12 protein-coding genes are annotated in these 13,017 nt (G+C 65.2%); 9 read left to right on the forward strand and 3 right to left on the reverse strand.

Annotation, left to right across the window (positions count from 1 at the left end; translation table 11 throughout):
• Positions 1-91: 91 nt before the first annotated feature.
• Entirely contained in the window at positions 92-535 is a 444-nt protein-coding gene (locus ACTHNC_RS06405; RefSeq protein WP_440293761.1) for a hypothetical protein, read from the reverse strand.
• 217 nt (positions 536-752) lie between these two features.
• Here ACTHNC_RS06405 and ACTHNC_RS06410 point away from each other — a divergent pair, with 217 nt between their 5' ends.
• On the forward strand, positions 753-2,909 hold the full coding sequence (locus ACTHNC_RS06410; protein WP_440293762.1) for an ATP-dependent Clp protease ATP-binding subunit: 2,157 nt from the start codon (positions 753-755) through the stop codon (positions 2,907-2,909).
• A 94-nt stretch (positions 2,910-3,003) separates the two neighbouring features.
• Here ACTHNC_RS06410 and ACTHNC_RS06415 read toward each other — a convergent pair whose 3' ends face one another.
• Complete coding sequence (locus ACTHNC_RS06415; RefSeq protein ID WP_440293763.1) at positions 3,004-3,495, reverse strand: GNAT family N-acetyltransferase; 492 nt, start codon at positions 3,493-3,495, stop codon at positions 3,004-3,006.
• On the reverse strand, positions 3,492-3,911 hold the full coding sequence (locus tag ACTHNC_RS06420; RefSeq protein WP_440293764.1) for a hypothetical protein: 420 nt from the start codon (positions 3,909-3,911) through the stop codon (positions 3,492-3,494). The genes ACTHNC_RS06415 and ACTHNC_RS06420 overlap by 4 nt, the downstream gene beginning before the upstream one ends.
• Positions 3,912-4,319: 408 nt before the next feature.
• Between ACTHNC_RS06420 and ACTHNC_RS06425 the strand changes: the two genes are divergently transcribed.
• The 8 genes from ACTHNC_RS06425 to ACTHNC_RS06460 all read left to right on the forward strand — a co-directional run bounded on the left by ACTHNC_RS06425 (position 4,320) and on the right by ACTHNC_RS06460 (position 13,014).
• Entirely contained in the window at positions 4,320-4,811 is a 492-nt protein-coding gene (locus ACTHNC_RS06425) for an FBP domain-containing protein (RefSeq protein ID WP_440293765.1), read from the forward strand.
• Between the two features lie 142 nt (positions 4,812-4,953).
• The gene (locus tag ACTHNC_RS06430) at positions 4,954-6,243 is read left to right on the forward strand and encodes an ABC transporter substrate-binding protein (protein ID WP_440293766.1); all 1,290 of its coding nucleotides are present in this window, start codon (positions 4,954-4,956) and stop codon (positions 6,241-6,243) included.
• Between the two features lie 9 nt (positions 6,244-6,252).
• Positions 6,253-7,203, forward strand: a complete 951-nt coding sequence (locus ACTHNC_RS06435; RefSeq protein ID WP_440293767.1) for a carbohydrate ABC transporter permease — start codon at positions 6,253-6,255, stop codon at positions 7,201-7,203.
• 9 nt (positions 7,204-7,212) lie between these two features.
• Positions 7,213-8,076: a carbohydrate ABC transporter permease gene (locus ACTHNC_RS06440; protein ID WP_440293768.1), complete on the forward strand. Its 864-nt coding sequence runs from the start codon at positions 7,213-7,215 to the stop codon at positions 8,074-8,076.
• Complete coding sequence (locus ACTHNC_RS06445) at positions 8,073-9,809, forward strand: amylo-alpha-1,6-glucosidase (RefSeq protein ID WP_440293769.1); 1,737 nt, start codon at positions 8,073-8,075, stop codon at positions 9,807-9,809. Before ACTHNC_RS06440 ends, ACTHNC_RS06445 begins: the two co-directional genes overlap by 4 nt.
• Before the next feature lie 85 nt (positions 9,810-9,894).
• Positions 9,895-11,205: an ABC transporter substrate-binding protein gene (locus ACTHNC_RS06450; protein ID WP_440293770.1), complete on the forward strand. Its 1,311-nt coding sequence runs from the start codon at positions 9,895-9,897 to the stop codon at positions 11,203-11,205.
• A gap of 67 nt (positions 11,206-11,272) precedes the next feature.
• Positions 11,273-12,196, forward strand: coding sequence for a carbohydrate ABC transporter permease (locus ACTHNC_RS06455; protein ID WP_440293771.1), 924 nt, complete (start codon positions 11,273-11,275; stop codon positions 12,194-12,196).
• Entirely contained in the window at positions 12,193-13,014 is an 822-nt protein-coding gene (locus ACTHNC_RS06460) for a carbohydrate ABC transporter permease (protein WP_440293772.1), read from the forward strand. The genes ACTHNC_RS06455 and ACTHNC_RS06460 overlap by 4 nt, the downstream gene beginning before the upstream one ends.
• Positions 13,015-13,017 lie beyond the last annotated feature (3 nt).

Raw genomic sequence — 13,017 nt, forward strand, 5'->3', positions numbered from 1 at the left:
TATATTCGACACACATGGTTTTTTATTCAATTCGTTTTTTCTTCTGTTTTTTGGCCTCAAAACCGTCTTATTCCGCGACGTGAAGCCCGAGCTACACGTGGTTCCAGTGCCGCAGCTTCGCCGGGTGCAGCCTGATCCAGAGCACGACCGCACAGCGAGCCATGAAGTCGATCGTCATGACGGCGATCGGCTCGCCGTCTCGCTGCAGGATCAGCCCGGGCTGGTCGTTGACCGGCCGCTCCAGAACGACGAGCCCCGGCCGGCTCGCCAGGCCGTGCATCAGCACCATCGCAGCATCGTCCACACCTCGCACAATGTGCGCGCGCGGATGCTCCTCGTCGCCGGCGTCCACCACGACGGCCACGTTCGGCGCCAGAAGCGATGCCACGCGAGCTCCGTCGCCACGCTCGGCGGCCAGGTGCAGGTCGTGCACCGCCCGGTGGCTCGGTGACTCGACGATCGAGCGCCACGCGGCCGTCCACGACCGATTCCTGTCCGTCATGGTGCGCAGCGCCATCCGACGCATTGCGTTCACCCTTCCAGCATGCGCCAGGCGCCGCGGAAGGGCTAACCCGATCCTGCCAATCGGGTTAGCCGGCGCGCATCTGCGGGTAACGGGAATAGCGGGCCAACAATCAAAGTTGAGCCATGTAGACTCAAGTTTGTACGGGCATCCGCTCGGCGCAGAATCGTGCTCAGACGACACGCTGCGACGACGAACGGGTGCCGCGCCACCATAAGGGGAGAAGTAGATGGCGAACATGCAGGGCGCGCCCTCCACTCAGGAGGAGCAGAAGAGCGCGCTCGAACAGTACGGAGTGGACCTCACCGCGCTGGCCAAGGCGGGCAAGCTCGATCCGGTGATCGGTCGCGACTCCGAGATCCGCCGGGTGAGCCAGGTGCTCACGCGGCGCACCAAGAACAACCCGGTGCTGATCGGCGAGCCCGGCGTCGGCAAGACGGCCGTCGTCGAGGGCCTCGCCCAGCGCATCGTCGCCGGGGATGTCGCCGAGTCGCTGAAGAACAAGCGGCTCGTGTCGCTCGACATCTCCGCACTGGTCGCCGGCGCCATGTACCGCGGCCAGTTCGAGGAGCGGCTGAAGAGCGTGCTCAAGGAGATCGACGAGTCGAACGGTGAGGTCATCACGTTCGTCGACGAGCTGCACCTCCTGATGGGTGCAGGCGGGGGCGAGGGGTCGGTCGCGGCATCCAACATGCTCAAGCCCATGCTCGCCCGCGGCGAGCTGCGCCTGATCGGTGCGACCACGCTCGACGAGTACCGCGAGTACATCGAGAAGGATGCCGCGCTCGAGCGCCGCTTCCAGCAGGTGTACGTCGGTGAGCCGAGCGTCGAAGACACGGTCGCCATCCTGCGTGGGCTGAAGGGTCGTTACGAGGCGCACCACGGAGTGACCATCTCGGATGCCGCGCTGGTCGCGGCTGCGGCGCTCTCCAACCGCTACATCACGGCGCGGCAACTGCCCGACAAGGCGATCGACCTGATCGATGAGGCGATGAGCCGGCTCAAGATGGAGATCGACTCGTCTCCGGTGGAGATCGACCAGCTGAAGCGCCAGGTGGACCGCATGAAGCTCGAGGAGCTGGCGCTGAAGAAGGAGAAGGACGAGGCATCCAAGGAGCGTCTCGCCAAGCTCCGCGACGAGCTGGTGCAGCACGAGCGAGAGCTCGCCGAGCTCGAGGCGCGCTGGGAACGTGAGCGCATGGGGCTGAATCGCGTCGGCGAGCTCAAGAAGAAGCTCGACGAGGCGATCACCCAGCGCGATCTGGCGTTACGCGAGGCGAACTATGCGAAGGCATCCAAGCTCGAATACGAGACCATCAAGCAGCTGCAGCGCGATCTCGACGAGGCCGAGAAGGCCGAGAGCGCTCCGGATGAGCCGCGCATGGTGAACGAGCAGGTCACCGAGGAAGACATCGCGGCCGTGATCGCGGCGTGGACGGGCATCCCGGTCGGCCGTCTCATGCAGGGCGAGACCGAGAAGCTGCTGAATCTCGAGAGCGAGCTCGGCCGACGTCTCATCGGACAGAAGCGCGCCGTGCACGCGGTGGCGGATGCCGTGCGCGGTTCACGGGCCGGCATCAGCGACCCGAACCGGCCGACCGGGTCGTTCCTGTTCCTCGGCCCGACCGGCGTCGGCAAAACCGAGCTGGCGAAGGCGCTCGCCGAGTTCCTGTTCGACGACGAGCACGCGATGGTGCGCATCGACATGAGCGAGTACGGCGAGAAGCACACCGTCTCGCGCCTCGTCGGCGCCCCTCCCGGCTACGTCGGTTACGAGCAGGGCGGCCAGCTGACGGAAGCGGTGCGACGTCGCCCGTACAGCGTCATCCTGCTTGACGAGGTGGAGAAGGCGCACCCGGAGGTTTTCGACATCCTGCTGCAGGTGCTCGACGACGGACGCCTCACCGACGGGCAGGGCCGCACGGTCGACTTCCGCAACACCATCCTCATCCTCACCTCGAACCTGGGCTCGCCGATCCTGATCGATCCGACCCTGTCGTGGCACGAGAAGGAGGAACAGGTGCAGGCGCTCGTGCGACAGGCGTTCAAGCCGGAGTTCGTGAACCGGCTCGACGACATCGTCGTCTTCTCCGCGCTCAGCGAAGAGGAGCTCGGCGAGATCGTCTCGCTCTACATCGACCGGCTGCAGGCCCGCCTGCACGAGCGCAGGCTCGAGCTCGGAGTGACTCCGGATGCCCGTGCCTGGCTCTCGGAACGCGGCTACGACCCGATCTACGGGGCGCGTCCGCTGCGCAGGCTGATGCAGCACGAGATCGACGACCGCCTCGCCACGGCGCTGCTGGAGGGACGGATCCGCGACGGCAGCACCGTGCGGGTCGACCTCGCCATGGACGGCGAGCACCTCGAGGTGACTCCCGTGGAGTAGCTCAGGCTGCGGCCCGGTCGCTTTGAACTGCAGAAGTGGTTCGCCGCGCTGTCTCGTGGAACCACTTCTGCAGTCGAAACCGGTCGACCGCGCTCTACGCGGCGACGACGGCGCGCGCCGGCTCCACGAGGAGCCGGCCGCCGTGGCCGCTCACGCTGAAGCCGACGCGTTCGAGAAAGCCGCGACAGTCCTGGCTGCCGGCGTCCGCGCGCAGCCAGATCGGGCATCCGTGCTCCTCGGCGATGCGCGCGAGGCGCCGCATGGCCAGCGTGCCGATGCCCTGGCCGCGGTGCTCGACGAGCACGCCGAGCTGGATGAGCTGGATGCCCCCCTCGCGCATCACGGTCATCATGCGGCCGCAGAGCCGGTCGCCGGTCTCGATGGCCACGTCGACGGCATCCGGGAACTCGGCCGACGTTCGCACGCGCTGTTCGACGTACTCCATGCTGGCGAACGCAGCCCGCGTCGCCGCATCAACGGCGAGCGTCGCTATCTCGGTCGTGTGCACCTGCTGGAACAGTCTGAAGAGCGCCGGGCCGTCGGTGGCGATCGTTGGACGATAGCGCAGGTCGTCGGCGGCGATCACGGGCGCCGGCCGGTGATGCTCGACGAGTGGCGACGAGCCGAGCGACGCGAACGTTCCGAGCCCGCGATGAAGAGCTGGGCATCCGGAACCGCGCACGACGTGAGCTCGGTGAGGCGATAGACGCCGGCGGGCGGCGGGGTCGAGGAGGCCGTGAACATCAGGCCGAAGCGGGTCTCGGCGCCGCCGGTCAGTTCCTCCACGGATGCGAGGGTGAGGTCGTAGCTGCCGTACTCGCTGGCGGCCTCGAAATGGTGACCGACGGCATCCGCATACAGGTCGCGAGCCGGCACGGATGCCTGCGCAACCGCCGGCACGATGCTCGCCGCCATCGCCACGCCCGCGTACTGCGGCGCACCGGCCAGTATGACCGTGCGCCGCGTCACCGAGCGGGCACCCCCCACATTCCGTTTCGCCATGTCCACGCTCCCCCAGCGTCAATCGACAAAGTCTGGGTGCCACCTTAGGACGCTCCAGAGGCCGACGGAAGAGTCGAGCGCGCACTTCGTTGGAGTTTTTCGACGGATGTCGGCGTGTCGCGTCGTCGACGCTCGCGAGGTGGCGCTACTGGTGCCCCGCAACCGCGAAAAGGTGGACGCGAGATGCCGCGGTCCGCCGAAATGGCGGCATCTCGGGCCCACGATTTCCGCTGCGATCCCGAAGCGCCGGCAGATAGAGTGTCGGGATGCATTCCCTGGTTTTCGTGGCGCCCTCTGGGCGTGAGGAGGTCGCCGGCGTCCCAGCCGGCGGCAGATAGGCGGCTCTGCCGTCCCCTCATCCACCATTCCGGCCAACAGGTCGGCCACGAATCCGAAACAGGAATACCCATGCTTCCCGTAACCGAGCGGGAGATCCGCGCGTGCTTCGTCAACGCCACTCTCCGCGAACGCAACAACCTCACCCTGCCCGCCGACTTCGCCGACCTCGACTGGGACGCCATCGACTACCTCGGCTGGCGTGACCGCAAGCACGACGGCGTCGCCTACGTCGTCGTGCGCCTCACCGACGGGCCCGTCGGCATCCTGCTCAAGCGAGCGGATGCCCGCAGTCGCCACAAGTCCCAGTGCTCATGGTGCGAAGACGTGCACCTGCCGAACGACGTCGCGTTCTACGGCGCCAAGCGAGCGGGCAAGGCCGGACGCAACGGCGACAGTGTTGGAACGCTCGTGTGCGAGAACTTCGAGTGCTCGGCGAACGTGCGCCGCAGGCATCCCGCTCCTTACCAGGGCTACGACGTCGAGGCGGCGCGGGCGGAGCGCATCGAGGCGCTGCGCGAGCACGTCGCCGCGTTCGCTGCTCGAGTGCTCGACGGGGACTGAGCCTCGACGCGGCCTGAGTCTCTCTACAGGGACGCGAGCAAGAGCGGCTTGACATCATCCAGAGCTGTATACAGAATACAAATGCCCTCAAGCACACCCGTTCCAACCCCGAGCCTCTACCGCACTCGAAGGGGAGAAAGCCATGGCCCGAATGATCAACCTACGCAGACTCGGCATAGCGGCCGCAGCCGCAGCAATCGTCGCGACATCCCTCGTCGGGTGCAGCGGCAGCGGCAGCGGCAAGACGACCGTCGTATGGTCCACCTGGGGTACGCCTCAGGAACTCACGCGTGATCGTCAGTTCGACACCCAGTTCATGAAGCAGCACCCGGACATCGAGGTCAAGCTGCAGCCGGTCGCGGACTATGGCGACTACCACACCAAGCTCCTGACCGAGCTCACCTCTGGCACGGCTCCCGACGTGTTCTACATCGGTGACGATCAGATCGGGAAGTTCGTGCACTCGAACGTCTTGATGCCGCTCAATTCGCTGATGAACTCGAAGGACAGCCTCACGAAGCCGTCGGACTTCCCGGAGGGTCTGCTCGGCGCGGCTGAACAGAAGGGCCAGATCCTGGCCGAGCCCAACGACACCAACCCGGATGTCTTCTGGTACGACAAGGTGGCGTTGAAGAAGGCGGGCGTCACAGAGGATCCCGCAACATTGGCTGCTCAAGGCAAGTGGACGACAGGGACGTTCCTCGAGATGAACCAGAAGCTGAAGGACTCGGGACTGATCGGCACGATGTTCTGGAACTACTGGTCGACCCATTACAGCTGGATCTCCTCGCAGGGCGGGAAGGCCTTCGACAGCTCCGGCAAGTTCGTCGCGAACACCGACTCGAAGAGCGTCGCTGCGATGACCACGCTCGGCAAGGAGTTCCAGAACGGACAGTTCGTCGTCGCAGACACGATGCCGACCGGAGACGGCTCCGATGCCGCCTTCTCGGCGCACAAGGCCGGTTTCTATGTTCAGGGTCGATACACGATCGGCACCGTCAAAGCCGCGGGCGACCCGCAGAACTACGACATCGCGCCGTGGCCGACACCTAACGGCACGCCCGCTCCCACCGGAGTCGCGACGAGTTATCTGGCGATCAACGCAAAGACCAAGGTGAAGAGTGCAGCGTTCGAATTCTGGACCAGCTTCCTCAGCAAGCAGGGTCAGACCTTCCGCCTGAAGGGCGGCGGCAATGCCGTGCCGTCGATCAGCGGTGCAGAGTCCGTCGTGTTGGACGGCTACCCGGCTCACGCGCAGACGATGCTGACCCTGCTCAAGACCGGCTTCGAGGACCCGAAGCCTGAGGCGGACGTTCCCGGCCTCTCCACCCAGGTGAGCGCGATCATGCTCAACCTCTACCAGGGCAAGGTCACAGCGAAGCAGGCGCTCGATCAGACGGCCGCGCTCATCAAATCCAAGACGGGTGCGTAGGAGCACAACGTGAGCGCTCCCTCGATCTCGGCGGTCCAGACTCTGGACGCCGTAACGCCGGCGCCAAGCGCACCTCGTAAAGAGGCGCCTTGGCGCCGGCGCGACCGGCGATGGGGATACGTCTTCGTCGGTCCGCAGCTCGTCGGCATGGCCGTGTTCGTGGTCGTTCCGTTCATCGGCGCCTGTGTTCTCGCCTTCGCCAGCTGGAACGGCCTCAATCCGTTGCAATGGGTAGGCGTATCGAACTTCGTCACCGAGCTGCACGACCCACTGCTCGGCAGAGCGATCGTCAACACCCTGCTCATCGCGCTGATCACGGTGCCGGTCGGGCTCGCCCTCGCAGTCATCGTGGCGGTCGCTCTCGAAAAGCTGAAGACGCGCACCCTCTACCTGTTGCTGTTCTTCGCTCCTGGCGTCACGAGCAGCATCGCCATCGCGATGATCTGGCAGCAGCTGTTCCGCAAGGACGGCGCCATCAGCACCACCATCTCGAACATCTTCCACGTGGCTCCGCCGAACTGGCTCGGCGATCCGCACCTGGCGCTCATCGCCGTGTGCATCGTCACGATCTGGTCCTCGCTCGGGCTCAACGTGATCATCTTCCTGGCGGGCCTGCAGAACATCTCGCCCTCTGTGATCGAGGCCGCTCGCATCGACGGAGCGGGAGTTCTCACACTGTTCTGGCGCATCCGACTGCCGCTCCTGTCGCCGGTGATCTTCTTCTCGACGGTCATCGCGTTCATCAGCTCGCTGCAGACCTTCGACATTGTGTTCGTGCTCACCGCGAACGCAGGGCCCGACAACGCCACCCGCACGATCGTCTACCACATCTACGACCTCGGGTTCGGGCAGTCCCACTTCGGGCTCGCTAGCGCCGCATCCATCATCCTGCTGGCCATCACCTTGGTCATCACGGCGCTTCAGTTCGGCCTGCAGAAGAAGTTCGTGCACTACGAGTAAGGGCTATCCATGACAACCACCACAGTGATACGGACGGGTGGCGCCGCGGGGCGAGTGCGTCGGCTGATTCTGCACATCGTGCTCGTCCTGGCCGGCCTGGCGATGGTCTATCCCTTCATCTGGATGCTCATCACCTCGTTCAAGAGTCTTCACCAATTGCTCACCGCACCGTTGAGCTTCTGGCCGCAGCCGTGGGTTCCGCAGAACTACGTGCAGGCGTGGAACGACATGCCGTTCGCGCAGGCCTACGTCAACAGCATCTACATCGCCGTGCTCGTCGTCATCGGCACCCTGATCACCGCTTCGATGGCGGGTTACGGGTTCGCGCGCATCAAGTTCAAGGGCAGCCGGGTGCTGTTCGTGATCTTCCTGGCGACGCAGATGATCCCGATGCAGGTGACGCTGATCCCGTTCTATCTGCTCATGTCCAAGCTCGGCTGGGTCGACTCGCATCTCTCGCTGATCATCCCTGCGGCGCTGGCCAACCCGTTCGCGGTGTTCCTGATGCGGCAGTTCGTGCTGTCGCTGCCCCATGAGCTGGAAGAAGCGGCCCTGGTGGATGGCGCGGGACGCTGGAGGATCTTCTGGAGCGTGGTGCTCCCGAACCTGCGTCCCGGTCTCGGTGCCCTCGCGATCATCGTCGCGCTCAGCACCTGGAACAACTTCCTGCTCCCGCTGGTGATGCTCAACAATCAGGACCTCTTCACGGTGCCCCTTCTGCTGCAGAGCTTCCAGGGACAATTCGGCTCGGTCAATTACGGGCTCATCATGGCGGCGTCGGCCGTTGCGACCGTGCCGATGCTGATCGCGTTCGTCATCGGCCAGAGGCAGATCCTCAACAGCATGGCGGCGTCCGGGCTCGGCGGCAAATGAGCGAATGCCTGGGCATCACGAAGTTCCCCGACCTCCGGCAGGCACCGTTCACTCTGCCGAGAGCCCGGCTGCTCGTCTTCGCGGATGCCCGGGACGCGGAGACTCCCGAGGCACTCACCGTGCGGGTGGCGGAGTACGAACGCAGCCTGGACGACTGCATCGTGATCGAGCGACTGCGCGTTCTCGACGAGCGGGAGCGACCTCTGCCGATCACCTCCGTGCGCCCGGAGCGGATCGAGTTCGGTGGGCGCGTCGATCTGACCTTCGCCAGCGAGGGTGCGCTGAGCGTCGGTAGCGACGGCGGAGGCACGTGGTCGCTGGAGCTGCGGATGCCGCCGGGCGCGCTCGAAGAGGTATCCGGGTGGAGCCTTCCTCTCCCGTCGGCTCCTCGGACGCGGTTCGCCGGAGCGCGTGTGTTACGGCGGGATGGCGGTCTGATCGAGCTCGGTGAGACCGGCGGCGGGGGCATCGTTCTCAATACGCTCGACGGCCCCGGCCCTGCTCCAGATCACGGTGCGCACTTGGCCGCGACGGCGAGCATCTGGGCGGAGTGGTTCGCCCGCTGTCCTGTGGTGCGTGAGGACCTGCAGGACATGGTCAGGGACTGCTGGTGGGTGCTCGGTGCCAACATTGTCGAGCTGCCGGGCCAGGGACACGCTCGGGCCGTCGTTCCTTCGAAGATCGGGTACGTCGGGCTGTGGCAGTGGGATGCCTACTTCATCGCCGCCGGCCTGAGGCACGGCGACCTCGAGTTGGCCCGCGAACAACTGGACCTCGCGCTGCGATTTCCGACCGAGCTCGGGCAACTGCCCGACGTGGTGCACGACGACGGTGTACTGGCGTCGAGCGATGATCTCCCGCCGGGTGATCGAGAGAATCTGCGGAGACATGCGTCGGCGGCCGCCGATCCGACCGCGCCGGTACCCCTGACCAAACCGCCTCTGACGGCCTGGGCGATCGCCAAGCTGGCCGAGAGCGGAGTGGATGCCGATTGGGTGCGTCGCTCCTACGAGGTGGCGGCGCGCTCGCAGGAATGGTGGTTCCGTCATCAAGACAGCGACAGCGACGGCCTGCCGGAGTACAGCCATCCGTATTCCTCCGGCCTGGACGACAGTCCCGTCTTCGACGCCGCGCTTCCCGTCGCCTCCCCCGACCTGACCGCCTATCTGATCGTGCAGGACGATCTGCTCGCCCAGCATTTCGATAAGCAGGGCGATCCGGACCGCGCCGATCAGCACCGGTGCCGCTCAGCTCGCACCCTCGAACTGCTCATCGAAAGCTGGGACGGCGAACGGGGATTCTTCCCGGCCGTCGGCGGTGGGAAGCGCCTCGACTCGTACACCGCCGTCAGTCTCCTGCCCCTGCTCACCGGCCGCCTGCCCGAACCGATCCGCGATCGCATCGTCGGCACGCTCGACGACCCGGAGAAGTTCTCGACGCCCTTCGTGGTTCCGACCGTCGCGGCAGACGACCCGGACTTCTCGACAGAGCGCATGTGGAGGGGCCCGGTCTGGATCAACATCAATGCCCTCATCGTCGAAGGGCTGCGTGCATCCGGCGAGCCGTCCAAGGCGCGCGAAGTCGCCGAGCGCACGGTCCGGCTCGTGATCGACGGCGGTGGCCCGCACGAGTACTTCAACCCTGAGACGGGGCAGAAGGCGCGCACCGCGACAACGGCATTCGGATGGTCCGCGGCTCTCTTCATCGACCTGGCGGTGGGCCTCTCGGCCTAGAGGCCGTCCTAGCGACCTTGCAGCGCTACCCTCGACCGTGTACTGTATTCAATATTCAGTACGCGTGGCGAGACAAGGATGTCATATGAAGCTGCTCAGAGCGCTGGCGGTCGCTGCCGTCGTCGCCGTTTCACTCGCCGGCTGCGCGGCCGGCGGAGTCGGCGCCGGGGGATCCTCCGCGAAGCTCGACCCTCATGCCAAGGTGTCTGGGTCCATCACCGTGTGGTCCTGGGACACCGCAGCGACGGCACTCAAGCGCCTCGGCGCCAGCTACCAGAAGAGTCACCCTGGCACGACGATCAAGGTGATCGACGTGGGGTATGACAACGCCTACGACAAGATCTCGGTCGGGCTGCAGGCGGGAAGCGGTCTTCCCGACGTGGTCACCATCGAGACCGATCACATGCCCGGTTACGTCACCCAATTCCCCAAAGGGTTCGTCGATCTGAGGCCGGTAGCGGCAGGCCTCAAGAACGACTTCGACCCCTCCAAGTGGGCGGCGAACACCGGCAAAGACGGAGCGGTGTACGCGCTGCCGTGGGATTCCGGCACCATCGCACTCTTCTATCGCTCCGACTACCTGAAGCAGGCCGGTGTCGATCCGTCCTCGCTCACGAGCTGGAACGACATGCTCGAGGTCGGTAAGAAGATCAAGGCGGCCACCGGCCACACGCTGTTCACCATGGACCTGTCGACCGGCGGCTACTTCCAGACGCTTCTTCAGCAGCAGGGCCAGGGCATCTTCAACGCCAAGGGCCAGATCACTATCTCCGACGACGCGGCCGTGAAGACGCTCACGATGCTGCAGCAGCTGTACAAGGCCGGGCTCATCAACAACGTGAAGGGCTGGGACGCCGAGGTGTCGGCGGCGAAGAACGGCAACTCGGCCATGGACGTCAACGCGGTCTGGTGGATCGGAACTCTGACGAGCGAGATGCCGGAGCTCTCCGGCAGGTTCGGCGTCACGGAGCTGCCGGAGTTCTCGGGAAGCGACGTGCGCACCTCGAACAACGGTGGATCGAACCTGGCGGTGACGAGTCAGTCCAAGAACCCGCAGCTCGCGGCCTCGTTCGTCGAATACGCGTTGGCGGACAAGTCGAATCAGGTCTCGATGATGAAGCAGGAGGGCATCTTCCCGTCCTACCTCCCGGCGCTGAAGGATCCGCTCTTCACCGAGCCGTCCCCGTACTTCGGGGGGCAGAAGGTCTATCAGCTGTTCGCCCAGCAGACCGCGAACATCCCGCCGGTCGTCTACACGTCGGATAATCCGGCAGCGGCGACGATCGTGGACAACGCGGTGGTCGCTTCGGTCGTGAACGGTCAGGATCCGAAGTCCGCGCTCGAAGGGGCGGCGAAGCAGATCGCCACAGCGACCAAGCGGACGATCGCGGGCTGACATGTCTCGGGCAGAGCCGATACGGGTCTCGATCGGAAAGCCAAGGGACCGCGCGGCGGGGGCGCTGATGCACAAGCGTCAGCGCCCCGGCATGTGGTTCGTGCTGCCTGCCGCGGCGCTCTTCGTCGTCTTCTTCGCGTACCCGCTGCTGGCATCCATGTGGCAATCGCTGACCAGCACATCGGGTGGCGTAGCGACGTTCGTGGGCGGCCAGCAGTATGCGCGGATGCTCTCGGATCCCACACTGATCCAGAGCCTTATCAACGCGGGGACCATCCTTATCGTCCAGGTGCCGATCATGATCGCCCTGGCACTGGGACTGGCGTACGTGCTGAATCAGACCTGGCTGAAGTTCAAGGGCGGCTTCCGACTCATCTACTTCCTGCCGGCGGTGACGACACTAGTCGCCTACTCCGTCGTGTTCCGCGTCATGCTGACGACCGACGGCGGCGCAGCGAACCAGGTGCTTGGTCTGGTCGGAATACCGCCGATCGACTGGCTGAACAACCCGATCTGGGCGATGGTGGCCGTGATCGCGTCGATCACCTGGCGCTGGACCGGCTACAACATGGTCATCATCCTGGCCGGAATGCAGTCGATCCCGGCCGAGCTGTACGAGGCGGCGAAGCTCGACGGCGCCGGGAGATGGACGACGTTCACCCGTGTCGTCGTCCCGCAACTACGTCCGGTGCTGATCTTCACGACCGTGACCAGCACCATCGGCGCGCTCCAGCTCTTCGACGAGAACTTCATCCTCACCGGCGGAGGTCCGAGCAACGCGACCCTGACACCGGTGCTCTACCTCTACCAGGTGGGATTCAAGCAGTTCGACTTCGGCTACGCCTCGGCCATCGCCTGGCTGATCGTGGTGATCACGGCGGTCATCTCGGTCATCCAGTTCTGGCTGATGCGTGAGCGGGGCGAGAAGCGGGGTGGCCCGACACGGCGCATCGGTGCCCGGGCTGAACGAGAAGGGGCGGATTCCCGATGAACCGCGTGATCGGACGTTTTCCCGTCTATGCGCTGCTCGCCGTCGGCGGCGTGATCAGCATCGTGCCGTTCCTCTGGATGATCACGGCTTCCACGCACAAGACGAGCGACCTCTTCGCGACGCCGCTGCCGGTGCTTCCGGGCGGCGAGCTGCTCGCGAACCTGCTGCGACTGCAACAGGAGACCGGATTCGCCCAGGTCATGCTCAACAGCCTCGGCATCGCGATCGCCTACACGGTGTTCAGCTCGCTGGTGAGCGTGATGTGCGGCTACGGCCTCGCCAAGTTCCGCTTTCGCGGTAGAGGGGTGCTTCTCGGCCTGGTTCTGGTCACGATGATGATCCCGACGCAGGTGCTCCTCGTCCCCCTCTTTCAGATGATGGCGAGCATCGGATGGATCGACAGCTACCAGGCCCTGATCCTGCCGTTCCTGGCCAACGCGTTCGGCATCTTCCTCATGCGCCAGGCGTTCCTCGACTTCCCCGACACGCTCCTGGAGGCAGCTCGGATCGATGGAGCGGGCGAGTTCCGCACGTTCTACCGCATCGTCATTCCGGTGGCCCGGCCGCAGATCGCGGCGCTGATCATCTACACGTTCGTCAGTCAGTGGAACGCGTTCATCTGGCCGTTGCTCATGCTGAACAGTCCGGACAAATACACGATCCCGGTCGCGCTCAACACGATGATCGGTCTGACGCACGTGGACTACTCCGGCCTGATGCTCGGCTCGCTCCTGGCGACCCTTCCGCTGATGCTCCTCTTCGCGATCTTCCAGCGGCAGTTCATCTCCGGTCTGCTCGGCGGCGCCGTGAAGGGGTGAGAC

Origin of the sequence: Humibacter sp., from assembly GCF_051954055.1 — a bacterium.
GTDB lineage: Bacteria > Actinomycetota > Actinomycetes > Actinomycetales > Microbacteriaceae > Humibacter.

What these genes read in the sequence shown, in the direction of transcription:
- ACTHNC_RS06445 (WP_440293769.1), top strand. Translation starts at nt 8,073, where the DNA reads ATGAGCGAATGCCTGGGCATCACGAAGTTCCCCGACCTCCGGCAGGCA.
- ACTHNC_RS06440 (WP_440293768.1), top strand. Translation starts at nt 7,213, where the DNA reads ATGACAACCACCACAGTGATACGGACGGGTGGCGCCGCGGGGCGAGTG.
- ACTHNC_RS06420 (WP_440293764.1), bottom strand. Translation starts at nt 3,911, where the DNA reads ATGGCGAAACGGAATGTGGGGGGTGCCCGCTCGGTGACGCGGCGCACG.
- ACTHNC_RS06455 (WP_440293771.1), top strand. Translation starts at nt 11,273, where the DNA reads ATGCACAAGCGTCAGCGCCCCGGCATGTGGTTCGTGCTGCCTGCCGCG.
- ACTHNC_RS06410 (WP_440293762.1), top strand. Translation starts at nt 753, where the DNA reads ATGGCGAACATGCAGGGCGCGCCCTCCACTCAGGAGGAGCAGAAGAGC.
- ACTHNC_RS06430 (WP_440293766.1), top strand. Translation starts at nt 4,954, where the DNA reads ATGGCCCGAATGATCAACCTACGCAGACTCGGCATAGCGGCCGCAGCC.
- ACTHNC_RS06450 (WP_440293770.1), top strand. Translation starts at nt 9,895, where the DNA reads ATGAAGCTGCTCAGAGCGCTGGCGGTCGCTGCCGTCGTCGCCGTTTCA.
- ACTHNC_RS06425 (WP_440293765.1), top strand. Translation starts at nt 4,320, where the DNA reads ATGCTTCCCGTAACCGAGCGGGAGATCCGCGCGTGCTTCGTCAACGCC.
- ACTHNC_RS06460 (WP_440293772.1), top strand. Translation starts at nt 12,193, where the DNA reads ATGAACCGCGTGATCGGACGTTTTCCCGTCTATGCGCTGCTCGCCGTC.